Below are 26,970 nucleotides of genomic sequence, written 5' to 3'. Positions count from 1 at the left end.
AAGTAGTAGGGGTCAGATTAATAATCTTCAGGTTTATCTATTTTAAAAAATCACCTGTTAAAGATTGTTTGATCTTTTATATCTGTATAGTTTAAGCCTGAAAATTTAATTCCGGCATTAAATTTCAGGCTTAAATTTAAAGAAATACCTTATTTGACTGATTTGTTAATAAAATATATTTACATTTTTACATCTATTATTTGAATTGTAAAAAATCAAGCTTATATTTGCACCTCTGTTTTTTAGAGCAATAATATAAAATAAGTCATGAAAAGAACATTCCAGCCTTCTCAAAGAAAAAGAAGAAATAAGCACGGATTTAGAGAGCGTATGAGCAGTGCGAACGGAAGAAGAGTATTAGCTTCAAGAAGAGCTAAGGGTAGAAAAAGACTATCTGTATCTGACGAGCGTCGCCACAAAGCATAGTTTTGTTTGTTATTCGTAGCCTTTACGAATAGTGCAGATCAAATCTGCTTTTTGATCAGGCTAAATAACATTCAAAGATGTATAGTTTCAGTAAAGAAGAACGGTTATGTAATGTAAAGCTTATCGATAAGCTTTACCATAGCGGTTCTTCTTTTTTGTTATATCCTTTTCGAATCATCTGGCTAAAGGAATCCCTTCCTGGCGAGAATCCGGTACAGGTGCTGATTAGTGTGCCGAAGAAAAGGTTTAAACGGGCTGTCGATCGAAACCTCTTAAAACGCCGGATACGCGAAATCTACCGGCATCAGAAATCTGAACGGCTTTATCCTTTTCTCAGGGAAAACTCGTCAACGATTATTCGTGGTATAAGTGATATCGGGAAAGAGATTGGCAACTATGCATTCATGGAAAAGAAATTTAATTCGGCAATCATAAAGTTCGAAAAGGTTTATCTGGACAGTCATGTGGAATAGGATAATTAAACCGGCTTTTGCTGCAGTATTTCTTTTTATAATTAAGGTATATCAGCACCTGATTTCGCCGATTTTAGGAAAATCCTGCCGTTTTACTCCATCATGTTCCCATTTTGGTGTTGAAGCAATTAAAAAACATGGTCCTTTTAAGGGTGGCTGGTTAACTTTGAAACGGATCGGCAGATGCAATCCCTGGGGTGGTCATGGCTATGACCCAGTACCCTGAAAAATTATTGAAAGTTTATGAGTGAACCACTAATCCTGCTTATCGAAACTGCTACTACTTCCTGTTCCGTTGCACTTAGTGAAGGGGGCAGGGTGATTGCGGTTAAAGAAGCCAATGAAAGAAATATTCATGCGAGCCACATAACTGTCTTTATTGAGGAAGTTATGAAATCATCGGGCAAACCCTATTCCGACCTGGAAGCAGTTGCCATTAGCAAAGGCCCGGGTTCATATACTGGATTAAGGATAGGTGTCTCCACGGCGAAAGGATTGTGTTTTGCCCTTGGTATCCCTTTGATCAGTGTGAATACACTGGAAGCCATGGCTAAGGGGCTGATAAAATCCCGCCAGCTGGAATCGTCGTGCTATTTGGTTCCGATGATTGATGCCAGACGAATGGAGGTGTATACCGCGATATTTAAGTCTGATCTTACGCTAATTGAGGAGGTGAATGCGAAAATCGTTGACCAGGCCTCATTTGATCAGTTCCAATCTAACAAATTGATTTTATTTGGGGATGGGGCCGACAAGTTTAAAGAGCTGTTCTCGGAACGTTCAAATATGATGTTTTTTGATTTTGAAAACTCAGCAGCCCATTTAGCTGAACTGGCTAATAATAAATTAATTAATGGAGATTTGGAGAATATGGCATACTTCGAACCATTTTATTTAAAAGACTTTGTGACAACCGCCAAAAGCTAATCGTACGAATTCCATTCTGAGGTCGGAGGTTTGAAAAGGAAGTCGGAGGTCTGAAGTCTGAGGAAGGATCTTATCTAAACACTGCGTTAATTTTACCGCAAATGGCGCAGAGTACCACGCAAAGGGCCGCAGAGGCTGGGCTGACAATATGTATTAAAGGTGGCAGCCAACCAGAACAAGTGGCACACACGACATTTTTTTCTTAAGGTGAGATCTATTTAAATAATAGGAGTGTCCAAAGGCCCTAAGTCTTGAAACTTGATTCTCAATACTTAATTCCCCTTTTTCTTAATAATCCGGTCGAAAAATTTTCTTCCCCCGGGTTCATTAAAGCCGGGTATAAAATTAGCATTTGCAGGATGTTCAAGTACACGTCCGAACTTTAGTCCAAATCCCATATAAAACGACGCTCCCGAATATCCACCGGTATAAGGAGGCGTATTATTTCTTGCGTCTTTGATCATTTCAATGCTTTTAAACAAATGGTCGCTTCCTAAAAAGAATTCAGCATTCGGTGACTTTACCATGATTTGGCCCCCAATAGCAAGGTAGCTGCTGGTGTTATAATCGGCTGAAGCTGTCAATACAAGATTCCGGTAATGGTAATTGTTCGTCAGAACAATGTCCGCCCCTTCGTAAAATATACTTTTAGAAATGATCAGATTTGGCTGATAATTTCCAAAATTCTTATTGATCAGTACTTCTGCCTTGCCATTGAGAAGGCTCATGTATGACCTTTTTCTTACACTATTACTAACCCTTTGATCCACACTATCGGTAAGCCTGTTGTCTGCAGAAGGACTTGAGGGATTATCTATTTCTATGCCACTTGCATCGAAATCGTACTCGTATGAATTTTTATTCCATTTTATAAAGCCGATATCCTTTAAATTCCCCATCACAAACCATCCATTGCGCAATTTATAACTCGCTCCGGCAGTTAATGACATTCCTGGGTTTTTGAAGTTGGGTTTCAGCGACACAGTATCAATATTGTCAAACTTAAAGCTTGAACGAAGCCGCCCGACCATTGAAACATTTATACTGTTATTCACAAGGTCATTGATCAGCTTAGACTCCTGAACGTTAAAAGCAGTGTAAGTGATACCACTAATCAGGCTCCCCTTTGCGCCCAGGGAAAACCTTTTGGTTACGTCCTGGCGGTAGGAAAGACTAAATTGATGATAAGATTGATTGTAGCCTTTATTGTCAAAAAATCCACTTGCACTTGTCGTATTATTAAACAAATCGAGGTCATCAAAGACAGCGATCGTCTCGTTTGTAATCCTCATTCTCCCGTCATTTCTCACTTGCCAGGATAACCCTACCTCCTGAGATTTTTTCACTTTGTGCAACACTCGCAGCATGGCTATATAATTGTTTGTGTTGAATGCGATGGTATTCATTTTTCCCTCCCCGATCGGGATATCTTCAGCATTTACTCTACCATTATACATAAGAGCTTTTAAAGCCTGATCAGCTGAGCCGCTTGCCGTGGCATTAACTGAAATTGTGGGAATGAAAAAATTAAAAGCAATCCTTCGGCTGGTGTCAATTTGGTAAGCACTCTGCGATGGGTTTTCAAATACATCATAAAGCGTCCGGCTGTTATACAAATTGAATTGTTGAGCCGACACGGTTGCTGTACAAGCAAGGATAAGTATTAAGCTAATAACATTTTTCAAGAAACTCAAGGTTAGGGCTTTGATGATTATTTTGCAATTAACGATTAATATCTTTAGTATTTACGAGTGAATCTGCTGAAGCTGTTGGAGAGGCTTTATAACCGGAATAGACATTCGTGAAAAAATGCTCCTTATTGCTGGTGAGCTGATAAGAAATCCCATAAAATTCTTTGAATCCATACTCTTTTTTGTTAAAGATTGGAGAATACTCTTTTTTAAGCAGGCTTTTAAGGAGACTTTCAGAGTTCCTGAACTGCATGAGGAACGATATATTGCTTTGATCTGCTACCAGCTGGTCAAACCGGGTAAATGAGGGGTTGTTGGACAATAACCGTTCGCTATTATAGTCATTTAGAAATCGCTGTACCGTCCCCGGGGAATTCGATATTATCACAAGATTATCTGTGATGCCAAAAAATGGTTTGCTGTATTTCATTAAGGGATCGCCGAAGTAGTAATAAAAGAGATTTTCATAATCCATTTTTCGTACAGCATCAGAATAAAATGTACTAAGCGGTTCTAAGTAAAATTGCAATTGCTGACCATTTGAAATCCTAATCACTGCCAGGTTTTCATGAGTTGAGAGTTGCATATTGCTAAATTCATTTCCCCACAGTCTTTTAATGTCGCGATCAGGATTTACTCCTGTTTCTGTAGTAATTAATTTGATCTGCTCATCCAAAGCAACAAGCTCTTTTCTTTTGCTAAATAGATCTTTCAAGCTGGCTCTGAAGAGTTTATAGTCTGATAAGCCGTAGCAAATGGCGTTTGACAAATTATAGGGAATAATTTTTTTGATTGTATTCTTAACGGGCTCCTGCTCAAGAAATATATTCAGATAGTCGTTTTGACCTGTGTCTAGACGGGTGACACCATTGAACATTAATGCGTCACTTTTGTAATTTAAATTAAGGTTTGTATAAGCAGCAGAGCTTTTGAACAAGTCGAAATTCCCATTGGGTGCTTCTTTAAAAAACACGTCTAAAAAGCCTGGTTTATTATGGTTGATAAATAAACTTGTTAAAGCGTTGTCCCCTTTCAGTACTGCATCATTTATTTCCTCAACGAACTCTTTGCTTATTTTTTTGGATTTTCCATCCAGGCTTTCAAGTAAGAGAGTTTTTGAGAAACTCCCTCTGGCAATGCCCCCATCAATTCCGATGTAGAATGTGCCTGGGACGGAATGATCATTTATTTCTAATATGGAGGGTCCAGTTTGAGCGCCTTTAGTAATTTGTCCAGTCTGTTTTTTAAGAAAATCCGCAATTTCGTCAAGCTGTATGTCTTCCCTCAAAGGCATTACCCATAAAAATCGTAAAGAATCTGTCGACATTGGGTGGAGGGATAAAAACACTTTTTGGCCAAAGGCAGCACTACTCAGTTCAGGATTACTCAGGATAAAATTCTTAAGCCATTGGAGCTCTTGTTTTTTTCGATTTCCTGCAATGGTATCGAAAACGGTGTAATCTTTAAAAATCTCGTAAAGGCTTCTGTCATTGACGAAATTGAAAATTATAGCTGCATCGGCGGGGATAGCCGCCAGGGTTTTATCATTGCTTCTGCTGTCGCCTGTTAAGTTGGTAAAGTATAAATAGGCAACTGAGAATACAGCAAGTAATAAAACGGTTGTTATTCCAAGGACTAATTTCATTTGAATTATTAAGAGCGGTGCTCATGGAGCTTCCTCAGTACTGCTCTGTACAAATTTAACCTTTTATAATCAGGCGAAAGAATTGTATATATATTAGTTCTGATCGATTGCTGCACTGGCAGGCTACAAAAACACTTATTATTCATGACTTCATAATAATTCAAGGTGGATTTGTATGATAAATTCAGGAAGGGTATTTTAGCACTCTAAACTGAACACATGAACAAAAGGATTATTATTTTCGCTTCGTTGTTTGGGATCCTGGCAGTCATTTTAGGAGCGTTTGGTGCCCACGGCCTCAAGAAGTTAATTAGTGCCGACGAGCTGGCAACGTGGCAAACTGCCGTTCAATATCAGTTCTACCATACTCTCGCACTGCTATTTTTAGCCACATTTTCCAGATTTAAAAGCCGTGCCATCAATGCTGCTGCATGGTTTTTTACTTTCGGGATTATTCTGTTTTCTGGTTCATTGTACATTCTATCTGCGAAAAGCATTTTGAATATTGAAAATGTAAATTGGATTGGGCCTGTGACACCCATTGGCGGACTTCTATTTATTTTGGGCTGGATAAGCCTACTGGTCGCTACCGTCAAGAACAAATAATGCTTGAATTTCAGGAAACATGGGACCACTCGAGGAAGACGCTTTTCGTAGAGGTTGTACTACCCCTGGCAATTTCAAAAACCTATACTTATCGCGTACCTTTTGATCTGGCCGGGCAGGTTAAGGTGGGAAAGCGCGTGGTTGTCCAGTTTGGCAAAAGCAAGATATATACCGCTATCATCTATAAAATATCGGAAATTCCACCTTCTCTTTATGATGCAAAATATTTGATTGATGTCCTTGATGATGAACCTATCGTAAATGATTTTCAGCTTTCCCTCTGGAAATGGATTTCTGAATATTACTTGTGTTATATAGGTGAAGTGATGCAGGCTGCTTTGCCGGCTGCATTAAAGCTAGCAAGTGAAACCAGGGTAAGTTTGAACCACTCCGCGGACTTCGACAGAGCGAGTCTTTCCGATAAGGAATTTTTAATTCTGGATGCGTTGGAACTGCATTCGGAACTTCGGGTTAGTGATATTAGTAAGTTGCTGGGACAAAAAACGGTTTTTCCACTGCTCCGCTCGTTGTTTGAAAAACAAATTATCGTTATTTCTGAAGAAATCACTGAAAAATTCAAGCCCCGTAAAAAGTCTTTTATATCCTTAAATCCTTTCTATAACGATCCTGTTAATCGTAAGGCCCTGTTTGAAGTATTGGAACGCGCTCCGAAGCAACTTGAATTTCTGCTGGCTTATTACAAGCTTGAAAAAATCCAGGCGGAGATTTCCAAAGCGGACCTGATAGAAACCAGCGGGAGCAGTGCCTCGGTCCTTAAAGCCCTTTTGGACAAGGAAATCTTCTTGCAAGAAGACAAGATAGTTAGTCGCCTTAGTACGGAGGAAATCGAAACTTTTCTTGAATTTGAACTTAATGATGCACAGGAAAATGCATTGAAGCAGATCCAGGGGGAATTTTCCGAAAAGGATGTTGTTCTGTTGTTCGGCGAAACCTCGTCGGGTAAAACCCAGATTTATATCCGGCTGATAGAGCAAATGCTTCTCCAGGAGAAGCAAACCCTTTATCTTTTACCGGAAATTGCTCTTACCACCCAGGTTATCGAGCGATTGCGTGAATATTTTGGCAATCAGGTTGGGATTTATCATTCCAAATTCAATGATTCAGAACGCGCTGAAGTCTGGCACAAGGTACTTAAAGGGGAATACAAAATTGTATTAGGTGCCCGTTCATCCGTTTTCCTTCCTTTCAATAAGCTTGGATTGATTGTAGTAGACGAAGAGCACGAGTCATCATATAAACAATATGATCCAGCGCCCAGGTATCATGCGCGGGATACCGCAATTTATCTCGCCCATCTCCATAAAGCTAAAATTGTGCTGGGTTCAGCCACACCCAGCCTCGAAAGCTTCTACAATGCGAAAATAAAAAAGTATGGGTTTGTAGCCCTCCGGGGACGATTTGGAGGCGTAAAGTCGCCGCTTATTGAAGTGGTAAGCATTGCCGAAGAAACAAAACGGAAAACCATGCAATCTCACTTCACTTCGGTACTAATGAGTGAGATCAGGGAGGCGCTATCCCGCAAGGAGCAAATCATTTTATTTCAGAATCGAAGAGGTTATACCCCAGTCAGTTTGTGTACCACTTGCGGCTATACTCCAAAGTGTATTAATTGTGATGTAAGCCTTACCTTTCATAAAAGCAGTGCGAAGCTCCATTGTCATTATTGCGGTTACAAACAGGAGGTTCTAACCGCCTGCCCGGCCTGTGGCTCAGCCAAAATCGAACAAAAAGGTTTTGGTACTGAAAAAATTGAGGATGAACTTCAGCGCCTTTTCGAGAATGCACGGATCGCGCGTATGGACCTTGATTCGACCCGTTCCCGAAACAGTTTTCAATTGCTGCTCAATAATTTTGAGGAAGGGCGGATTGATATCCTGGTGGGAACGCAGATGGTTGCCAAAGGCCTGGACTTTGGCAACGTAACTACAATAGGAATAATTAGTGCTGATAGTATGTTGAATTATCCGGATTTCAGGGCATTTGAAAGAAGTTTCCAAATGCTGTCGCAGGTCTCAGGGCGCGCCGGCCGAAGGGCCAAGCAGGGCAAAGTAATTATTCAGGCGTATGATACTTCACACCGTGTTATTAGCCAGGTTGTGAGGAATGATTATGAAGAGATGTTTGACACCGAAATCCTTGAACGCCGTAATTTTCATTATCCCCCTTTGTACAGAATTATCCAACTGGATGTTAAACATAAGGACTTTTCCAAACTGGTAACCATTGCCGCCTCGCTGGCTGGAATACTTCGCGCCCAGTTTGCAGATCGTATTCTCGGACCTGAATCTCCCTTAGTAGGCAGGATAAGGAATTATTATATTCAAACCATTCTTATTAAAGTAGAAAAGGAGGGCGTCTCCGTCCAGAAAATTAAAGACGCTTTACGCGATATCCTCGCAACTTTTGATGCGGATCCTGCTAATAAAGGTGTTTTTATACAGACCGATGTGGACCCTTATTGAGTTGAAAGTTTATTCCTCTAATATCCAACCTTAAGCCTATTTTTACATTAGAAATGGCACATAAGTTAATAGACAATTACCGTGAAAGGGGAGCCCGGAAAAAGCTTGTTGAAAAGCTTAAGGATAAAGGTATCAGCGATGCAAACGTTCTTAAAGCCATAGGTAAAGTTCCCCGCCATTATTTTTTTGACGAGACCTTTTGGGAACAAGCTTATAAGGACATTGCCTTTCCGATAGGAGATGGACAGACCATTTCACAACCATATACAGTTGCTTATCAGACAGAGCTTCTTCACATTCGAAAAGGAGATAAAGTCCTGGAAATTGGTACCGGCTCTGGCTATCAAACCTGCATCCTTTTGGAGTTGGGTGCCAAAGTTTATACCATCGAAAGGCAGGAAAATTTATATAACCGCACCATTCAAGTGTTGCCCCATATGGGATATCAGGCTGAATTTTTCTTCGGCGACGGATCGATGGGCATACAGGAACACGCTCCCTATGATAAAATAATTGTAACGGCTGGTGCCCCACTCGTGCCTCAAGTACTTCTCAAGCAGTTAAAAATAGGCGGAATACTTGTTATTCCGGTCGGAGATGAGAACTCACAAAAAATGATTACTGTTTTACGTGTGAGTGAAAATGATTATGAGAAAATTGCTTTGGATACTTTCCGGTTTGTGCCATTAGTAGGGGAGCAGGCGTGGTAACTATCTTTTCATAGCCCTCGCCATCTCAACCTTCGCATCCCGGTCTTTCAGCGTTTCCCGTTTGTCATAGATTTTTTTGCCCTGTGCAAGCCCAATTTCTAACTTGGCGAAACCCCGATCTGTGGTGAATATCTTCAGCGGGATTATGGTAAAGCCTTTTTCCTCAATTTTTGTACGAAGTTTTGAGATTTCTTTTTTATTTAGCAGTAAAGCCCGGTCACGTTTTGCTTCATGGTTATAGAATGAGCCGTGTGAGTACTCCGCTATCTGCATATTTCTAACGTAGAGATTCCCATCCAGGAAAGCGCAAAACGCATCGTTGATATCAGCTTTACCTTCCCTGATCGACTTTATTTCTGTACCCAGCAATTTCATTCCCGCTGTGAAAGTCTCGAGAATGTGATACTCGAAATGTGCCCTTTTATTCTTAATACTTATTCCGGGTCCCATGGCTTACTAAAACGCAAATATCAGAAAGAATTTTGACATCAGTGAATTCGTGCTGGTTCTAATAAAACATTATACAATAATTTAGGTTAATCTAAAATAGTATTTTTGTGAATCTAATTTATTATTTTTGACTATCTTGTTATTTATTTATATTAATCTAATCCATGAGAATTTTCACCATTATATTTCTTTTAAATATTTGCAGCCTGGTCGCTTATGCACAAACGGGAACGATAGTCGGCACGGTAAGCTCTTCCCAACCGCTTTCATTTGCTACTGTCAGTTTGCAAAACACTAAAAATGGCACATCGACAGATTCTTCCGGCAGATTCAGAATAGAGGGCCTTACATCTGGGAAGTATATTGTAAATGTTTCCTATCTGGGATACAAAACGCAAAGCAGATCTATAGTTGTCGAAGAAGGGCAAAGCACCCATTTGGATTTTATTCTTGTTTCTACGGACAAAAGTTCTTTAGATGAAGTTGTTGTAACCGGAACCATGAAGGAAGTAAGCCGGCTGGCGAGCCCTGTTCCCGTGGAAGTTTACAGCCCGGCATTTTTTAGAAAAAATCCTACTCCATCTGTTTTCGACGCCCTGCAGAATATAAACGGAGTCAGACCGCAATTGAATTGCAATATCTGCAATACGGGCGACATTCACATTAATGGCCTGGAAGGACCATATACAATGATACTTATAGATGGTATGCCTATAGTTAGCGGCCTTTCTTCGGTTTATGGCTTGTCGGGTATTCCCAACGCCCTGATTGAGAGGGTAGAGGTTGTCAAAGGCCCGGCTTCTTCGCTATATGGTTCTGAAGCCGTCGGTGGCCTTATTAATATAATTACACGTAAACCTCAAAATGCACCTTCATTTTCCGGGGATGTATTCACCACCTCCTGGGGAGAAGTTAACACGGATATCGGTTTTAAATTTCCAGCGGGAAAGAAAGCTGAGGTGCTGACGGGTATCAATTATTTTAAATACGGCAATCGCATCGATAATAATGCCGACAACTTCACTGATGTGACCCAGCAGGACCGAATTTCGCTTTTCCAAAAATGGAACTTTTTGAGAAGAGAGAACAGACAGTTTAGTATCGCTGCAAGGTATAATTATGAAGACCGATGGGGGGGAGATGTTTCATGGAAGCCCGCATATCGGGGAGGCACCGACAAATATGCCGAAAGCATCTATACTAACCGCTGGGAAGTACTTGGATCGTACCAGCTGCCTGTAAAAGAATCAATGATGCTGGCTTTTTCAATTAATGATCATGCTCAAAATTCGGTATATGGAAATACTATTTATGGCGCACGTCAAAAGATTGCTTTCGGCCAACTGACCTGGGATAAAAAAATAAGGAGTCATGATTTACTGTTTGGCACAGCTCTGCGATATACATTTTATGATGATAACACGCCTGCCACAGCACTCTTCAATGGGATTAACAATGCGGATCGAGTGTGGCTTCCGGGAGTTTTTGTACAAGATGAAATTGCTTTAAGTGAGAAGCACAAGATGTTGCTTGGTATGAGATATGACTATAATTCTGACCATGGCAACATCCTCACACCGCGAATAGCGTATAAGTGGATCTTAAATGAAAACAACATTCTTCGATTAAATGCAGGTACCGGGTTCAGGGTTGTAAGCTTGTTTACGGAAGAACATGCAGCTCTTACGGGTTCGCGCGAAGTGATTGTTGCGGAAGAGCTTAAACCGGAAAGAAGTTATAATGCCAACCTTAATTATATAAAAAAAATCAATTTCCAGAGCGGCAGTTTTATAAATATAGACGCTTCAGCCTGGTACACCCACTTCAACAATCAGATCATCCCTGATTATGTAAGCAATGCAAATCAGATCATTTACCGGAATCTGGATGGATACGCAGTTTCCCGGGGCTTAAGCGCCAATTTTGATATGGTATTTACCAATGGTCTGAAAGTTATAGCCGGGGGATCTTTATTAGATGTCCATTCGAAGAATGACCTTATACAGCGGAGAATAAGGCCCATGCTGACTGAAAAATGGACCGGCACTTGGGGTATTTCCTATAAACTTGAGAAAATGAATCTTGGCCTGGATTATACCGGCAATATTTATGGACCGATGAGACTACCACTTTTAAGCGGTTCAGATCCGCGCAGCGGGAAGTCACCAGTATGGAGCCTGCAAAATATTCAATTTACTTTTTCTGGCGTAAAGGAAGTAGAGATTTATGGGGGCGTGAAAAACCTGCTTAATTGGACTCCCGGGAGATCTGAACCTTTTCTTATTGCAAGAAGTCACGATCCTTTTGATAAGAATGTGCAGACCGACGATTCTGGAAATGTTCTTACCAGTCCTTTAAACCCTTATGCCCTGACATTTGATCCGGGATACGTATACGCACCTAATCAGGGAATCCGGGGCTTCCTTGGAGTCAGACTTACGATCAAATAGCATGTTGAAAAGAACTGCGATAGCTTTATTTGTAATTCTATCAGCCTGGAATGTATCCGGGCAGAATAGAGCAGTAAGGTTCGAAGAAATAAAGGCCTTGCAGTCATTAGAATCCAAGCCTCTTGTGGTCCTGATTATGACCGACTGGTGCAAGTATTGCCATGCGATGCAAAATACAATGCTTAAATCCCCCAAAGTTTCCCAATTGCTTCGAAACAAGTTTTACACCGTATTTCTCAATGCCGAAGAAAAGAAAAGTATCTTTTTTGCCGGAAGGGAATTTAAATACAAACAGGGAGCGAATGAGCTAGCCCAGGAATTAGCAACAATCAATGGCCGCGTTTCCTATCCGACCCTATGCATCCTGAACGCAAAAAATGAGATCATATATCAGTATGATGGTTTTTTATCCGCGCAAGCGATGGAAGAAATTTTAAAGAAATTAGAGAATGAGCAAATTAGAGAATGAGCAAATTTGTGATTGGTAAGTATGAGTGGTTCGTGCTCCCATTTACTAATTCTCTAATTCTCTAATTTGCTAATTCTCATTTGCTTATTTAATGATTAGGATGGGAATATTCACATTATGCCTTACGGTCTCGACAGTCGTTCCAAATATCAAATCGCTGATGCCTTTATGGCCATGTGCCCCCATAACCAGGAGGTCCAGATCTTTCGTTTTGACCGTTTGTGAAATAGCTTTTGCCGCGGCTCCGTAGCCAATTGCTATCTCAGCGCTGTAGCCTAGTTCTTTAAGATTAAGCTTATACTTCTCAAGATTGTCAGCATCACTTTGGGTTTCATGATCCAGTACTTTTTCACCATGAAATAGTGCGCCTGCTGTTTCTACAATATGGATCATCGTATATTCTGCGTCTTTCCCACCTTGTATCAGTGCATGGCGAATTGTATTCCTGTCATTTTTGGAAAAATCAACAGTGATGCCGATTTTTCTGTATTGGATGTTCTCGATATTCCCAATTTCCAATGCATGTCCATGTGGCACATTTGATAAGCTGCCGCTATGTTTTTTGAAGATGGGAACGAATATCACGTATAACAAAAGCACACTAACGGTGATAATTACAGGTATTACAAACACATAGATAAGCCACACATTTTCACCTCCGCTTATCCATCCTGTTACTTCCTGCATAACAAGTTTAACATTCAGGCTTACAATTATCAATGCGCTTAGCCAGGCGAGGATTTTTACCCAGGGTTTAATCACATACTCCTTCATTTTTTTGCTGTCGGAGTTAAAATGGATCAGGGGTATAATGGCGAATCCGAGCTGTAAGCTTAGCACAACCTGACTAAATACCAGGAGACTTCCAAGTGCTTCTTCCCCAAAATAAAGTATAGTAAAGAAAGCTGGAATTATTGCCAGTAAGCGGGTTAAAAGCCTTCTAATCCAAGGCTGAATACGGAGATTGAGGTGGCCCTCCATAACGATCTGCCCGGCAAGCGTTCCGGTTATCGTTGAACTCTGTCCGGAAGCGATCAATGCAATAGCGAAAAGGGTAGGGGCGACTGAGCCAAATATATTATCCAGCAGCCTATATGCATCCTGGATCTCGGCAACCTCATACATGCCGTTCTTGTAAAAGGCTGTAGCAGCAAGGATCAGAATAGCAGCATTTACGAAAAAAGCAAGATTCAGAGCAATTGTGGTGTCTATGAGGTTGTACTTCAATGCATCCTTTATTCCCTTGCTGGTCCGGTCGATCTTTCTGGTTTGGACCAGGGAAGAATGGAGGTATAAATTGTGGGGCATCACAGTGGCACCGATAATTCCTATGGCGATGTACAGCGCGTTGCCTGAAAGGATAGATGGTTTGAATCCCGACAAAACCTCCCCTAGCATTGGCTTCACAATGAACATTTCTGTCAAAAAGGAAATCCCAACGATAAAAACCATGGAAACTATAAATACTTCCATCATCCTCATCCCTTTATTCATCAGAAAAAGAAGCAGGCATGTGTCAAGAATAGTGATTGAAACACCCCATATAAGTGGTAAACCAAATAGCAGGTTAAGTCCTATTGCCATTCCTATAATCTCCGCAAGGTCGCAGGCTATGATAGCAATCTGAGCCAACACATATAAAGGGTAATTGATGTATTTTGGATAAGCATTTCGCGATGCCTGGGCAAGGTCTAGTCCTCGTACAATACCCAGGCGGGCACTTAAAGATTGCAGTAATAGTGCAATCAGGTTAGACATCAGCAATACCCAGATCAGCTTATAGCCAAACTGGCTACCCCCAGCGATATCTGTTGCCCAGTTCCCCGGATCCATGTATCCAACGCTTACCAGGTAAGCAGGACCTATAAACGCCATTAACTTTCTCCAGCCGGTTTTACCTGATGTGGCTACAGAACCATGTACTTCGCTTAATGATTCGTCATTTTTGTTCATAAAATCACTAATATATTTTTTGCTACTTCGCGGCTAATTGTTACTTCTTTTAGTCCGTCCACTGACAGTATAATCGACCCGTCGAACTCCACAAGCTCGTTTACATTTATTTTTGTACCCAGGGTCAGCCCAAGTTTTTCAAGATGTTTTAGAAACATTGAAGAATGTTCGTTTACTCCTGAAATAGTACCACCGCGTCCTTGCTTCATCTCGGATATCTTTACCAGTTTCTTAGCTAGAAAATTCCCTGTTCTGTCTGGAATAGGATCGCCGTGAGGATCCGTTGCCGGGTTTCCCAGGAAATCATCCAGCCGGTCGACCAGCGGAGTAGAATTGATATGCTCGAGCTCTTCAGCGATGTCGTGTACCTCATCCCATTTAAAGCCTAATTTTTCAACTAAAAACACTTCCCACAAGCGATGCTTACGGATTATGTTTACCGCTGCCTTTGTTCCGGTTTCAGTAAGAGTAACCCCCTGGTATTTGATATAATTGATCAGCTTTTTGTCTGCCAGCTTCTTAAGCATGTCTGTCACTGAAGCAGCTTTTGTATTAGTCACTTCGGCGATGGCATTGGTGCTCACCTCGGTTTTGTCTTCGCTACTGAGATGATAGATTGCCTTAAGGTAGTTCTCTTCGGTAAATGAATGCATGTCTGTGTAGAATTAAACAAACCTAATTATTTATTTAGATTAATCTAAATAAATTCTAAAAAATAACTGCCATATTTTAAGACCGTTTTTAAAATAATATTTGGTTGGGCCTTGAAAAACCCTACTTTTGAACTATTATGGCTATAGAACTTGATAAGATAGATTTTAAGATCCTCAAAATTCTTCAGGAAAACGGACGGATCACCAATCTCCAATTATCCCATGAAGTTGGTTTGTCGCCGGCTCCAACCCTCGAACGGGTGAGGAAGCTCGAGCAATCTCATTATATTAAAAGCTACCACGCCCTCGTTGACGAAGAACTTTTAGGACTCGGCATCAAAACCTTTATCCAGATTCAGCTCGATTTTCATAAAAATAATACCATTCAAGTTTTCCTGGAAGAAATAGCGGCCATAAAAGAGATAACTGAATGTCATCACGTTACCGGTCAGTGCGATTTTCTGTTAAAAGTGTATGTAAAAGATATTAAATCCTATGAACGGGTAATCATGGACAAAATCAGCAAGATTTCAGTTGTAAAAACCTTCCAGACAATGATGATTATGTCTACAAATAAGAAGGAGCCGGCGGTACCGCTGGAGTATTAAATGAGCAAATTTGTAAATTAGTAAATTTGAGAATTTGATAATTAGCAAATGGCTGATCCATCGATTGGAATGGGATTAATCGTATCCGATCTCAAACTTTCCCAAATACACGCTGTCCGATTGATTGCTTCTATCTGTAGCGAGAACGGCCAGGTAGCAGTGGAGAGTTGTTCCGCCTTTAAATAACTCAACCTTTACCAGCTGTTCACCATGACTTAGGTTGTTGCCGTAAACATAACCATAGCCGACTCCCTTTTCTATATTATAAATCAGGACCATTACCTGTTCACGCTCCAAAACGGAGGGAGCAGTAGGTTTCCATTTAAATCTGAACATATCCGGCTCCTCGAAAGTACAGTTGAGGTCTTCCGGGAGGCGCAGGCTGCCCGAACTTATTTTAACAAGAGAGGGGTCGATTACTACCTTACCATCGATAACCTGTAGGGCATTTTTCATGAGCCAGGACTTAGCTGCAGAAAATCCCTGAAAACTCGGCTTATAGCCTTTGAACCCTGCTCTAACCATGTTGAGGGCGGGACTGAGCCAACTTTGTGCTGCAGCAAATTTTTCCCGGTTTAGTAATTCTCCAGCGGTAGGTGCTTTAGTTCTTAATTTGTAAGGACCCTTCATATAGCCGACACCATTCATCGTGTAGCCAATTATTGAGCCTACTTTACCGCTGAAGGGACCATTGGCCCCGTTAATAAGTCTAGCCATGTCTTTAGGTTTGTTGTTAATGAATATAGGTATAATATGCCAATAAAAAAAATTAAAGCATTAGTATTCAGTAATTTATCACTTATCTTATAGGGAGCGATCCCTGTTTCGTCCCTGTTTTGTCCCTGTTACCTCCCTGTTTTCTCCCTGTTATTATAAAGCATAGTGGTATTAATGAAAGGTGTAGACTCGGGGCAGCAATAAAAAGAGGAAATTTTAATTGAGCAAATGGATGGAGCACTGAACCGCTATTCCATTTACCAATTTACTAATTTTCTAATTTGCTAATTAAATAATCTGCCAATCAATCTCTCCCTTCCCCTCCTTCTCCAAAATCTCATTAGTTTTCCTGAAATGCCCGTTCCCGAAAAAACCACTATGAGCAGAGAATGGGGACGGGTGGGGTGACATCAGCACATGATGTTTGCTGGTGTCGATAAGAACTGCCTTAGCTTGTGCAAATTTGCCCCATAAGAGAAATACGATGCCTGTTCTTTGCTCTGAAAGAGTTTGGATAACCCGATCGGTGAAAATTTCCCAACCCTGTTTCTGATGAGACCCTGGCTTTTGGGCTTCCACAGTTAATGTTGCATTTAAAAGAAGGACTCCCTGTTCAGCCCATTGACTCAAATTGCCGTGGGGAGGGTATTTAAAATCATCGAATTCCGCTTTCAATTCTTTGAAAATATTCTGAAGGGAAGGGGGAAAGGGTATTCCCTTTTGTACAGAAAAAGATAGCCCATGGGCTTGATTGGGGCCATGATAGGGGTCTTGTCCAAGTATGACTACTTTAACGTCGTTAAAAGGCGTAAGTTGGAAAGCTTTGAAAATATTCTTGCTCGCAGGATACAGGATTTTTCCTGCAGAATTTTCAGCTTGCAGAAAATCCTTCAGCCTAATCATGTAATCTTTTTCGAATTCGTTCTGCAGGACTTTTCCCCAACTCTCCTCAATTTGAACAGACATATTTTCTAAGATAGATATTGGTTAAGCGCTTAAATAAACGGATATTTGCAGCAAATTTAACAGATAACACAACAATGCCTAATTTCATAAGATTGATTCTTGCAGCCATCGTATTGGGTGCAGCAGTAACATTGATGGTTTTCGGATACTGGGGATGGGGAATACCTTTGGTTTTTGTAGCCATCTTAATTGGAGTAAGCTTCTTATTCAATGAGAAGATGCTGATTGCCCAATATTATTTGAGAAAAGATAATATGGATAAAGCGGCGGTATGGCTTGCTAAAATCGGTAATTATGAGTCGGAATTGTTCAAAGGACAACATGGATATTATAATCTTCTGTTAGGACTTATAGAATCCCGAAAAGCGCCTCTACAATCTGAAAAATATTTCAAGAGAGCATTAAGCCTCGGTATGACAATGGATCATAATATTGCCCTGGCTAAACTCAGTCTGGCGGGTATAGCAATGGCTAAAAGGAATAAGCGGGAAGCTACTCTGTATCTTCAGGAAGCTAAGAAAGCAGATAAGAATAAGTTGCTTGCAGATCAGATCAAAATGATGAAAGAACAAATGGGCCAAATGGACCGGACGGTTGTGCAGCAGAGAGGGAACGCACGGCGATTTTAGGTTAATTGGGACGTGACGAGTGAAAACTGGGAGTAAAAGGTAAAAGGTGAAAGGTGAAGGGTGAAAGGTGAAAGGTGAAAGGGAAGGGTGACAGTGACTGGGTTTGAACGGGTGTGCTATAGAGTTAACGTAAATATAACGTATTGATAAAGGCTGTTTTATGAAATGTAGGACAGCCTTTTATATTTTTGGGTATTAATCAATAGAGTTAATTCAGCTCTACACACGGCTCTTAAATCGATACCTAAAATGAAAAACTCAAGTATAGAAATCACGGATCAGGAATATCTGATCAAGCTTCCAAGAGAAGATTTTAATCTTTCCTTTATTCACCAGCTCCTGAAAAGAATCCAGGCAGAACAGTTCTTTTTTAACTACCCAGTATCAGACGAAGCCGATGATCTCATCAGCAGAAATATCGGTATGGATCGGGAAACCCGTTATGATGATTTGAGGGATAAATAATCAACATTACTTTTTAAACCATTCAATCACACTATCCTTACTTGGCATCACAATATCCAGTTTCATCTTTTTACGCATCCCGCCAAGGTCGTTAAATACCTTATTAGGGTTACCAGCCTTCAATTCCTCTGCCGATTTAAAGCCCATTTTGTTTAAAACAGGAACCCATTCAGATGGGACACCCAGTGCAGTAAATTCATCAACTGAAAAAACCTTAGCTTTCTTTTCAGGCCTCATTTGAGGGAAGAATAGCACTTCCTGAATTGTACTTTGATCGGTCATAAGCATCACCAATCGGTCGATACCGATACCAAGACCAGACGTAGGCGGCATTCCATATTCAAGAGCACGCAGGAAATCCTCATCCATAGCCATAGCTTCTTCATCTCCACGGCCTGCAAGTAGCAACTGTTCCTCGAGGCGTTCACGCTGATCGATCGGGTCATTCAACTCGGTGTAAGCGTTTGCGATTTCTTTACCCATCACAAACAACTCAAAACGTTCCACGAGACCTTCTTCGCTGCGATGCTTTTTCGCCAGGGGAGTCATCTCAATTGGATAATCGGTGATATAAGTGGGCTGAATGAGGTTAGATTCAACCTTTTCGGAGAAGATTTCATCAATTAACTTACCTCGTCCCATGGTGGCATCGATCTGGATATTAAGCTCTTTGCACGTGGTCCTTAAAGTTTCCTCGTCCATTTTTGAAACATCAATTCCAGTATACTTCCTGATAGAATCGTACATCGAGAGTTTCTCGTATGGGCCGGCAAAATCAATTTCGTGTCCGCCAACTTTCACCGAAGCAGTTCCATGGATCGCCAGTGCAATTTTTTCCAGGCACTCTTCAACCATGGCCATCATCCAGATATAGTCTTTATAGGCTACATAGATCTCCATGGAGGTGAATTCCGGATTGTGTGTTCGGTCCATGCCTTCATTTCGGAACATTTTTCCGAATTCGTAGACACCGTCGAAGCCGGCCACGATGAGCCGTTTTAAATACAATTCGTTGGCTATACGCAGGTAAAGGGGCATATCCAGGGCATTGTGATGAGTGTTAAAAGGCCGGGCTGCAGCTCCGCCATGAATAGGCTGGAGGATAGGGGTTTCAACTTCCATCCATCCCTGATCGTCAAAATACTTCCGCATGGTGTTGATTACACGTGAACGATTCTGGAAAATCTTTTTGAAATCCGGATTTACCGTCAAATCAACATAACGCTGACGGTAGCGCATTTCCGGATCTGTAAAGCCATCGTAGATATGACCCTCATCATCTCTTTTCACTATAGGTAGTGGTTTAAGTGATTTAGCCAGGATCTTCAACTCGCTTACGTGGATGGAAATCTCACCAGTTTTGGTGGTAAAAACATAACCTTTGACACCAATAAAATCCCCGATGTCGAGAAGTCGCTTAAAAACGGTATTGTATAGGGTTTTATCGTCTCCGGGACAAATTTCATCCCGGTTTAAGTATGCCTGAATACGACCGGTTGAATCCTGCAATTCTGCAAAGGATGCACTGCCCATGATTCGACGGCTCATGATGCGGCCAGCAAAACTGATGCTCTTATAGGAAGTTTTATCGCGCTCGTAGTTTTCTTTTATATCCTTTGCATTCACATTTACCTCAAATGCTTCAGGTGGATATGGGTCGATCCCGAGTTTGCGTAGTTCAGCCATTGCCTCACGGCGTATAATTTCCTGTTCAGATAATCCGATGCTCATTTTTATACTTGAATTTGTGCAAAAGTAAAGATTTTGAAGGGAATTTGGCTAAGAGTTGGAAGGGGAAAGTGGAAAGACAATCAGAAACCAACCGTTAACTAAGTCAAAACTACCGTTCCTACACAAGTTTCAATTAACCTCGTGTGAAAAGTTAATTTGGCTTAAGCCTTGATTTAAATTATCTGCGGTGATAATATAAATCCTGAAAAGCGGCTGAAGCGATTGGGGCGGTTCACCGCTTTTTTTATTCGGGGAAATAAATTAAATTCAAGGAAATATTTTTGCGATATACTCAAACATGCTCCCTTATTTACATTTGCAAAGGAATTATTTAAAGCTTCTGATACTTTTTTTGCTGCTTACCGCCGCAGTAATTGTTGCATTGTATTATAATTCATCCAACACATTATTGAATTCGCACACCCTTACAAATAATCGGGCACTTAAAGATTCCATACATGTTATCAGGTTGAATAAAGAGGCGTTTGATTATCGCTTAACCAATCCTAAAAACACCGTTTCGATAGCCGATAGCGCCTTGCATCTCGCCATGCAGATAAACTATGTCCGGGGCGTTGCAGAAGCTTACCGGGTAAGGGGCCTGGGATTTGCCTATCTGGAAAATCATGCATTGGCAACCAAGAACTACAATGATGCATTGCAGTATTTCAAACAACTAGGGGATCATAAAAATGTTGCCAGGACCTACAGCAATATAGGCATCTTATATAAGTACAATGATCCTGATAAAGCTTTGCAACATTTTAAAGCCGCTTTGCGAATAGCTAGAAGAATAAAGGATGAAGAATTAATTGGAGGAATTCATTTCAACATAGCACTTGCTCATTTCAAAAAATCTGACTATACCAGTTCGCTGGCTAGTTTTAACAAGAGTTATAAAATCTTCGAGAAACGAAACGATACGGTTTCCATGATAATTTATTTGCAAAATACTGGTCGGGTGTATCACCGCCTCAATAAAATGGATCTTGCAAAGGAACGTTTGATTGAAGCAATTCGCAGGGCAAAGAAGCTCAAGCTTTACAACACTTTAAGTAATTGTTACCTGGCTCTTTTCTACATCCATTTGGATGAAAATCAATTTAAACTTGCGGAAGCTGCAATTGCTGAAGGTCTCGGGTACTCGCAAATGGTAATGAACCCGGTAACTAAAAATGATTTTGTTCGTGGACGATACGAATTGGAATTAAGAAGAAAGAACTACAAAGAAGCTTTGAAGTACCTTTCCCTCGTTTATCATAATGACAGCCTGCTTTTGAATGAAAATCTTTCGTCGAATATTGATTTTCACTCGAAACATTATCTCCAGGTACAAAAGATTCGCGAAAATGAATTAATTATTGCCAGACAAAAATATCAGCAGGCTAGCTCCCGGTGGATGTTTTTTTTGACGGTGTCTGTATTTTTACTCGCAGTTATCACTGCACTTATATATCACTTTTGGAAGGAACGGCGTAGAAAGCGTAAGGAAATATCTGACCAGAGTAAAATAACCTTGCTTGAGCATAAGGCCTTGCAAGCGATGATGAACCCTCACTTTGTGTTCAATGTCATGAACTCTATTCAGCATTTTATAAATCAAGCTGATGCGAAAAGTGCAAACCAGGTTTTATCGGGTTTTGCCAAACTTGCAAGAAAACATCTTGAAATATGCATGAACAGCACGATTTCGGTCCAGAAGGAACTTGTGTATCTCGACCTTTATCTCTCTCTTGAAAAGGTAAGATTTATAGATAAAATGGATTATTCCATTACCGTAGATGAGAGTATGGACCCTGATGAGATAATAATACCCTCAATGCTTATACAGCCATTTCTTGAGAATGCGATCTGGCATGGCATAATGCCTAAAGAAGGTGGCGGGGTGATTAAATTAGATCTTACTTTAAAGTGTAGTGACCTGGTAATAACAATCGTTGATGATGGAATTGGAATTTATAATTCGGAAACCTTGCCCAAATCTGGCCACATCAGTCGAGGGATGGCTCTTATCCGGGAAAGAGTGAGCCTGTTAAATAAACTTAATAAACGTCAGATATTTATAGAGCAGCGACAAATGGGCGATGTCGGCACCTTAGTAATGATAAAGATTCCAATATAAAAGAAAAGGGAACCCTAAGGTTCCCTTTTCAATCACTAAAACTAACCACTAAACGATAAAAGGATCAACAATACCTAATACTTGTCCCATTGTTAAAGGTTCATCAAAGGCTTCGGTTGCAGCATTAAAGCTGATCGCTTGACCATTTATACCTGTAATCTTAACGCCAGCCTGGGTATCCAATTCTTCGCCATCATATGAAGGCTGAACTGCTGCAAGGCCAATACCGTTATCTTTACCAGTAATCCAAGGTTTAACATTCGCGCCACGCGCTTTTCGCATTTGACGGATTTTGGCTGCATGTCTTCCTTCTACCGAATGGATATTCAGGGCTGCAGTCAATAACGCACCTTGTCTTAATAGATTAGGGGCCTGACCTTTGTACGCCCTTACACCAGTGTCTTCAAAAACCTGTGCAACAGCAAGGAAAATATCATAGTTTGTAAATACGGTTGCGAATGGTCCAGTACCTGATCCATTACCAGCAGAAAAATCGAATGTTGGTTTGGCAACAGGAGTTTTTCCTAAGCTTGTTAATGCTGTACGAAGAAATGCAACATGCTGATTTTCGTGATCACGTATAGTAGTAATTGCAGCGACAGATGCACCTGCAGGGATTAGACCAGCAGCAGCTACTCCTCTAGTGTAAAATTCTGCTTCCAGGTATTCAAGTGTGAGGGCATATTGAAATACTTGCTCAACAGTTGCCGTTGTCTGACCATATGCTGTCTTGAACATAGATCCAATAGCAAATGGAAGAGAAGCTGCAGCAACTTTGGATCCGAAATTGAAGAAATCCTTCATGGCTTTTCTTCTCGGATTCAAACGTTCGTAGACTTCACCGTCCACTTTTTCAATTTCGTCTAATATATTTAAAATGTTCATGTCTGTTTAATTAAGTAGTTGGTAAATCGTTAGCGTTTATTTTGGTTTTCACAAATGCTGATGCTATCCCTAACACTTCCAAAGGCATACGTGATTTATCGAGCCCGTTCGCATCGATTACTTCATTGTTTGCAAATGAATTTGGGGTGATTAATTCGCGTATTATCGCAGCATGTCTGGCTTCTACAGATACTATTTTACCTGCAACTGTTAAATAGCCTGCATCTCTAAGTAAAAATCCAGCACCGTTATAAGCAGAAACTCCCAGATCTTCAAACGCTTTCGCTGTACCCAGAACACTTGTTCTATCAGCAAAATTAATTGAAGAGAAATTTACTTCAAGTCCGCCGATTGCGTTTTCTCCTAATACATTCTTAAAAAACTCGCGATGTGCAACCTCATGGTCACGAATGTCAATTAATATGTCTTTTTCAGCTTGTGTAGCGCCAGTGTAAAAAGAGTTTGCAACTTGCACATAAAATGCAGCTTCTAGCTGCTCTAATGCATAAGCATAATTCAAGATACCAATATCGCCGCTTCCCAGGTAGACACCAGATTCAAGTGTGTCTTTGTCTTTTTTACAACCGGCAGCAACTAAGGCCATGCCTGCTGCACCAGCACCTGCAAAACGCAGAAAAGAGCGGCGCTCTAGTTTCGAGGAAAAGAAATCCTGCTCCCTTAGTAGAGCCTGATCCTCTGATTTTGTTGAGTTTTTCATATTCATAAGTTTAGTCTTTGTGAACCTGGTGGCGTCATTCGCTTTACAGGTTCGATTTTTTGAGTTAATAATAGAATACTGTTGATTGGCTATACCTACGACATTATTTCTGGAGCAGTTTTTAAGAAAATACTCCTTTTAGGAATACCATGAAATGTCTTCATATATTTATCGGGCAAATATTTTTTGATAAAAATGCATTCTGTTATGTTTGTTTATGAGTTTGGAAAAGCCTGAGAATTATATTGAAGCACTCATATTCGCTTCAGAGAAGAGTATAAGTATAGATGAGATTCGACAGGTGATGGATGAAGTCCAGTCGAAAAAGCTGAATTCTGAACAAATACAAGGGATGATCGAAAAAATCCGCGGCAAATATGATTCATTGGGTCTGGCTCTGGAACTGGTGTTTATTAATGGAGGCTACCAGTTTCTGACCCGAAAGGAATATCACCCTGTAATCAATCTGCTTCAGATCCAGCGATCGAAGAAAAAGCTAAGCCAGGCTGCTTTAGAGACACTTGCAATAGTTGCCTATAAACAACCTATAACTAAACTCGAAATCGAGCAAATCAGGGGGGTGAACTGTGATTATACGGTTCAAAAGCTCCTCGAAAAAGAATTGATTACTATAATGGGTAAAGCTGATTCTGTAGGGAAGCCAATATTATATGGAATTAGTCATCTTTTTATGGATTACTTTGGGATCAATTCTACAGCAGACCTTCCTCAACTGGCCGATCTTCAGACGGAAAGTAATGTCATTGGGGAGCAGGCAGAATAAAAGGTATAAAATTTTAAAAAGTAGTTCTTTAAAATTAAAAACTTGCTAATTTTATATTTATAAATCATAATAAAGAAGTGTAATTTGCAAGAGATGATAAGGTCAATGAAAGCGCCAATTGCCAGGGATACTTTTAAAGGTTCCCTTGATCCGAGAAAGAGAAGTCAGGATGATGATGACGAGGATGATGATGAACTGATCGATAAAAAACCTGTCGTAGCCGATGATGATGATGACGACTTCGATCTTCCTTTAGATGATGATATAAAAGGATTTGATGAATATGATGACGAGGATGACGAGGATTTTTAAGAACGATATTATAGTGGTTTTGAAGGCATTCAGTAAAAACTGAATGCTTTTTTTATTTTATTGCTGATGATTATAAAAGAAGTAGGTGACAAGCGGGCCGCCCGCGAGTTTTTAGAGGTTGCCAGGCAGATATACAAAGACGATACAACCTGGGTTTGTCCGCTGGATAAGGACGTTAGCGCAGTTTTTAATCCTGAACAAAATGTTTTTCATAGCCATGGGTCGATAACCAGATGGGTTTTGAAATCAGATGATGGGAAATTAATTGGACGCATTGCTGCTTTCATTAATGAAGATAAAGCTTATCAGGCAGAACAGCCTACAGGGGGAATTGGTTTCTTCGAGTGTATTGATGATAAGAATGCTGCAGATATGTTATTTGATACTGCGCGGGCATGGCTTACTGCGAGAGGTATGAAAGCCATGGATGGACCGATCAATTTTGGTGAGAACGACAGTTTTTGGGGATTGCTAATTGAAGGTTTTACTACACCATCATATGGGATGAATTACAATCACCCTTATTATCAAAAGCTTTTTGAAGATTATGGTTTTAAGACCCAATATGAACAAATTACTAACCATCTGGATGTAAACAAGCCCTTTCCAGAGCGTTTTACAAAGATCGCCAACTGGGTTGCCAACAAACCCGGATACACTTTTAGGCATCTGGAGGCGGGCAAGCTTGAACAATTTGCGGCTGATTTTGCTGATATATATAACGATGCCTGGAAAGATTTTGACAATTTTGTTCCTTTAAATCTTAAAAAAGTCCTCGAAGCTTTCAATAAAATGAAAGCAGTAATGGATGAAAAACTGATATGGTTTGCCTATATAAATAACGAGCCAGCATCGGTTATTGTGATACTACCAGATGCTAATCAGATGATCAGAAATTTCAATGGAAAACTTGGCATTATGCAAAAACTGCAGTTTGTTTACAAACGCTGGGTAGGTGTAACACGGATGAGAGCAGTTGTAATGGGGACTAAGCAGGCCTTTCAGAAGCATGGATTGGAGTCAGCACTTTTCATCAAACTGAAAGAGTATGTAATTCCAATGAACCAATATAAGGAACTGGAACTGTCCTGGGTTGGTGATTTCAACGATAAAATGTTATCGCTTCATGACGCAGCTGGTGCTGTTTTTGGGAAAAAGCACGCCACATTACGTAAGAGTTTCGATGAAGGAGCACTCAGTGCAAACTGATGAACTGGTTTTACCGCGAAAGGCGAAAAGCAAGGCATAAAAGAATCAGCAAAGGTTCTTATAAGGCCTTTGCTGTACTTTTTTTCCCAATCTTTCTTAATGAAAAACGTTTTATTCGCTAAACTCTGACAGTTCGGAGCTCCTCATACAAGTCGATGATACGTTTTTGAAGGTCAATAACTTCTTTTTCACGCTCAGCTACCTTTCTGCTTAGTTCGTCCACTTCTGACGTGTACTTCTCCTGGCTTTCCGCATCGTTAAATGTAAGTAATTGAACTACGCTCATCTCAAAAAGTTTCGAAATCTGTTCCAATCGAGATAGGTTTACATCAGTAATGCCGGTCTCTATTTTTGAAAATGCAGGAATGGAAATTTCGAGGCGTTTTGCCACGTCTTCCTGGCTCCAGCTTTTCTGATGCCTTAGTAATCTAATTTTTTTTCCTAATGTTTTCATGTAGTGTTAATTAATCATTCTGAACCATATATAGTTCCAGATTCACCTTTCCCAGTCCTATAAACTGTATTGCTTTTTACTTTATAATTAAAGCAATTCAAAAACCTTTCCAAATTTACGGGATTACGGTTATAGTTTAAATTAATTCGAAAAACAGGTATTAACCAACAAGAAAACGGGTAGATATACGATAGGTGCACAAAAAGTGTTTTTTCTTTGCTTTTACACGTTTAAACTACAATTTCGCATTAATTTAGAGGCCATATGAGCACTATTTCGCATAACTCAAGACACTCTTCTAATAAGATTAAAATAATACAATGGTGTTCATAAAAGTCTTGGTGAAAAACATTTATCAGTTTTTAGTGTACAAAATTTGTCTAAAACGAATTAATTTTTCGTCTAGTATTATATACAATTGCCCTGCACTTAAG

The 26,970-nt window shown here is 40.3% G+C and carries 27 protein-coding genes; 16 read left to right on the top strand and 11 right to left on the bottom strand.

Translation table 11 applies throughout. The features are described 5' to 3' along the window. The first annotated feature begins 267 nt into the window (after window positions 1-267). From rpmH to tsaB, 4 genes are all read left to right on the top strand, one after another. Window positions 268-426, top strand: a complete 159-nt coding sequence (gene rpmH, locus WBJ10_RS01890) for a 50S ribosomal protein L34 (protein WP_079701901.1) — start codon at window positions 268-270, stop codon at window positions 424-426. 77 nt (window positions 427-503) lie between these two features. Beyond that, window positions 504-899, top strand: coding sequence for a ribonuclease P protein component (locus tag WBJ10_RS01885; protein ID WP_424287857.1), 396 nt, complete (start codon window positions 504-506; stop codon window positions 897-899). Continuing rightward, the gene (yidD, locus tag WBJ10_RS01880; RefSeq protein ID WP_424287856.1) at window positions 889-1,125 is read left to right on the top strand and encodes a membrane protein insertion efficiency factor YidD; all 237 of its coding nucleotides are present in this window, start codon (window positions 889-891) and stop codon (window positions 1,123-1,125) included. The genes WBJ10_RS01885 and yidD overlap by 11 nt, the downstream gene beginning before the upstream one ends. Window positions 1,126-1,142: 17 nt before the next feature. Continuing rightward, window positions 1,143-1,826, top strand: a complete 684-nt coding sequence (gene tsaB / locus WBJ10_RS01875) for a tRNA (adenosine(37)-N6)-threonylcarbamoyltransferase complex dimerization subunit type 1 TsaB (RefSeq protein WP_424287855.1) — start codon at window positions 1,143-1,145, stop codon at window positions 1,824-1,826. 272 nt (window positions 1,827-2,098) lie between these two features. Here the strand turns inward: tsaB and WBJ10_RS01870 are convergent, their stop codons facing one another. Together WBJ10_RS01870 and WBJ10_RS01865 are read right to left on the bottom strand one after the other, a co-directional pair. Then, window positions 2,099-3,511, bottom strand: coding sequence for a DUF5723 family protein (locus WBJ10_RS01870; protein WP_424287854.1), 1,413 nt, complete (start codon window positions 3,509-3,511; stop codon window positions 2,099-2,101). 37 nt (window positions 3,512-3,548) lie between these two features. Beyond that, window positions 3,549-5,162, bottom strand: coding sequence for a hypothetical protein (locus WBJ10_RS01865; RefSeq protein WP_424287853.1), 1,614 nt, complete (start codon window positions 5,160-5,162; stop codon window positions 3,549-3,551). Window positions 5,163-5,381: 219 nt separating this feature from the next. On the opposite strand from WBJ10_RS01865, the gene WBJ10_RS01860 reads away from it, so the two are divergent. From WBJ10_RS01860 to WBJ10_RS01850, 3 genes are read left to right on the top strand one after another with little or no spacing between them, the layout of a single operon-like run. Then, a complete protein-coding gene (locus WBJ10_RS01860; RefSeq protein WP_424287852.1) occupies window positions 5,382-5,768 on the top strand; it encodes a DUF423 domain-containing protein in 387 nt (128 codons plus the stop codon). Further along, the gene (gene priA / locus WBJ10_RS01855; protein ID WP_424287851.1) at window positions 5,768-8,251 is read left to right on the top strand and encodes a replication restart helicase PriA; all 2,484 of its coding nucleotides are present in this window, start codon (window positions 5,768-5,770) and stop codon (window positions 8,249-8,251) included. Before WBJ10_RS01860 ends, priA begins: the two co-directional genes overlap by 1 nt. A 53-nt stretch (window positions 8,252-8,304) precedes the next feature. Beyond that, window positions 8,305-8,961 carry a protein-L-isoaspartate(D-aspartate) O-methyltransferase gene (locus WBJ10_RS01850; RefSeq protein ID WP_424287850.1) on the top strand — a complete coding sequence of 219 codons (657 nt, stop codon included), beginning with the start codon at window positions 8,305-8,307 and terminating at the stop codon, window positions 8,959-8,961. Here WBJ10_RS01850 and smpB read toward each other — a convergent pair whose 3' ends face one another. Beyond that, entirely contained in the window at window positions 8,962-9,411 is a 450-nt protein-coding gene (gene smpB / locus WBJ10_RS01845) for an SsrA-binding protein SmpB (protein ID WP_424287849.1), read from the bottom strand. It lies immediately after the preceding gene. 164 nt (window positions 9,412-9,575) lie between these two features. On the opposite strand from smpB, the gene WBJ10_RS01840 reads away from it, so the two are divergent. Next, window positions 9,576-11,861 (top strand): TonB-dependent receptor, encoded by a 2,286-nt coding sequence (locus tag WBJ10_RS01840; protein ID WP_424287848.1) that lies wholly within the window; start codon window positions 9,576-9,578, stop codon window positions 11,859-11,861. Between the two features lies 1 nt (window position 11,862). Beyond that, window positions 11,863-12,330 carry a thioredoxin family protein gene (locus tag WBJ10_RS01835; protein ID WP_424287847.1) on the top strand — a complete coding sequence of 156 codons (468 nt, stop codon included), beginning with the start codon at window positions 11,863-11,865 and terminating at the stop codon, window positions 12,328-12,330. A gap of 84 nt (window positions 12,331-12,414) precedes the next feature. Here WBJ10_RS01835 and WBJ10_RS01830 read toward each other — a convergent pair whose 3' ends face one another. Both WBJ10_RS01830 and WBJ10_RS01825 read right to left on the bottom strand, forming a co-directional pair. Next, the gene (locus WBJ10_RS01830; protein WP_424287846.1) at window positions 12,415-14,283 is read right to left on the bottom strand and encodes an Nramp family divalent metal transporter; all 1,869 of its coding nucleotides are present in this window, start codon (window positions 14,281-14,283) and stop codon (window positions 12,415-12,417) included. Next, a complete protein-coding gene (locus WBJ10_RS01825) occupies window positions 14,280-14,936 on the bottom strand; it encodes a metal-dependent transcriptional regulator (protein ID WP_424287845.1) in 657 nt (218 codons plus the stop codon). Before WBJ10_RS01825 ends, WBJ10_RS01830 begins: the two co-directional genes overlap by 4 nt. Before the next feature lie 137 nt (window positions 14,937-15,073). On the opposite strand from WBJ10_RS01825, the gene WBJ10_RS01820 reads away from it, so the two are divergent. Next, window positions 15,074-15,544 carry an Lrp/AsnC family transcriptional regulator gene (locus WBJ10_RS01820; protein WP_424287844.1) on the top strand — a complete coding sequence of 157 codons (471 nt, stop codon included), beginning with the start codon at window positions 15,074-15,076 and terminating at the stop codon, window positions 15,542-15,544. A 75-nt stretch (window positions 15,545-15,619) separates the two neighbouring features. On the opposite strand, the gene WBJ10_RS01815 is transcribed toward WBJ10_RS01820, so the two are convergent. Further along, window positions 15,620-16,261, bottom strand: a complete 642-nt coding sequence (locus WBJ10_RS01815) for a DUF6266 family protein (protein ID WP_424287843.1) — start codon at window positions 16,259-16,261, stop codon at window positions 15,620-15,622. Window positions 16,262-16,549: 288 nt separating this feature from the next. After that, window positions 16,550-17,227, bottom strand: a complete 678-nt coding sequence (gene ung, locus WBJ10_RS01810) for a uracil-DNA glycosylase (RefSeq protein WP_424287842.1) — start codon at window positions 17,225-17,227, stop codon at window positions 16,550-16,552. A gap of 74 nt (window positions 17,228-17,301) precedes the next feature. On the opposite strand from ung, the gene WBJ10_RS01805 reads away from it, so the two are divergent. Both WBJ10_RS01805 and WBJ10_RS01800 read left to right on the top strand, forming a co-directional pair. Continuing rightward, window positions 17,302-17,856 (top strand): DUF2892 domain-containing protein, encoded by a 555-nt coding sequence (locus WBJ10_RS01805; protein ID WP_424287841.1) that lies wholly within the window; start codon window positions 17,302-17,304, stop codon window positions 17,854-17,856. 249 nt (window positions 17,857-18,105) lie between these two features. Then, window positions 18,106-18,321: a hypothetical protein gene (locus tag WBJ10_RS01800; protein ID WP_424287840.1), complete on the top strand. Its 216-nt coding sequence runs from the start codon at window positions 18,106-18,108 to the stop codon at window positions 18,319-18,321. A gap of 6 nt (window positions 18,322-18,327) precedes the next feature. Here the strand turns inward: WBJ10_RS01800 and lysS are convergent, their stop codons facing one another. Continuing rightward, window positions 18,328-20,052, bottom strand: a complete 1,725-nt coding sequence (lysS, locus tag WBJ10_RS01795; RefSeq protein WP_424287839.1) for a lysine--tRNA ligase — start codon at window positions 20,050-20,052, stop codon at window positions 18,328-18,330. 298 nt (window positions 20,053-20,350) lie between these two features. Between lysS and WBJ10_RS01790 the strand changes: the two genes are divergently transcribed. Then, window positions 20,351-22,174: a tetratricopeptide repeat-containing sensor histidine kinase gene (locus WBJ10_RS01790; RefSeq protein WP_424287838.1), complete on the top strand. Its 1,824-nt coding sequence runs from the start codon at window positions 20,351-20,353 to the stop codon at window positions 22,172-22,174. A gap of 48 nt (window positions 22,175-22,222) precedes the next feature. Here the strand turns inward: WBJ10_RS01790 and WBJ10_RS01785 are convergent, their stop codons facing one another. Continuing rightward, window positions 22,223-23,059: a ferritin-like domain-containing protein gene (locus WBJ10_RS01785; protein WP_424287837.1), complete on the bottom strand. Its 837-nt coding sequence runs from the start codon at window positions 23,057-23,059 to the stop codon at window positions 22,223-22,225. Window positions 23,060-23,069: 10 nt separating this feature from the next. After that, entirely contained in the window at window positions 23,070-23,777 is a 708-nt protein-coding gene (locus tag WBJ10_RS01780; RefSeq protein WP_424287836.1) for a ferritin-like domain-containing protein, read from the bottom strand. 217 nt (window positions 23,778-23,994) lie between these two features. Here WBJ10_RS01780 and scpB point away from each other — a divergent pair, with 217 nt between their 5' ends. The 3 genes from scpB (at window position 23,995) to WBJ10_RS01765 (ending at window position 26,082) form a co-directional block, all read left to right on the top strand. Beyond that, a complete protein-coding gene (gene scpB / locus WBJ10_RS01775; protein WP_424287835.1) occupies window positions 23,995-24,561 on the top strand; it encodes an SMC-Scp complex subunit ScpB in 567 nt (188 codons plus the stop codon). A 105-nt stretch (window positions 24,562-24,666) separates the two neighbouring features. Continuing rightward, window positions 24,667-24,873: a hypothetical protein gene (locus WBJ10_RS01770; protein WP_424287834.1), complete on the top strand. Its 207-nt coding sequence runs from the start codon at window positions 24,667-24,669 to the stop codon at window positions 24,871-24,873. Between the two features lie 66 nt (window positions 24,874-24,939). Beyond that, entirely contained in the window at window positions 24,940-26,082 is a 1,143-nt protein-coding gene (locus tag WBJ10_RS01765; RefSeq protein ID WP_424287833.1) for a GNAT family N-acetyltransferase, read from the top strand. A gap of 118 nt (window positions 26,083-26,200) precedes the next feature. On the opposite strand, the gene WBJ10_RS01760 is transcribed toward WBJ10_RS01765, so the two are convergent. Next, on the bottom strand, window positions 26,201-26,536 hold the full coding sequence (locus tag WBJ10_RS01760; protein WP_424287832.1) for a helix-turn-helix domain-containing protein: 336 nt from the start codon (window positions 26,534-26,536) through the stop codon (window positions 26,201-26,203). Window positions 26,537-26,970: the final 434 nt, after the last annotated feature.

Origin of the sequence: Daejeonella sp. (assembly GCF_049655485.1) — a bacterium.
Classification (GTDB): Bacteria; Bacteroidota; Bacteroidia; order Sphingobacteriales; family Sphingobacteriaceae; genus Daejeonella.
This window is presented reverse-complemented; position numbering and strand designations above follow the sequence as displayed.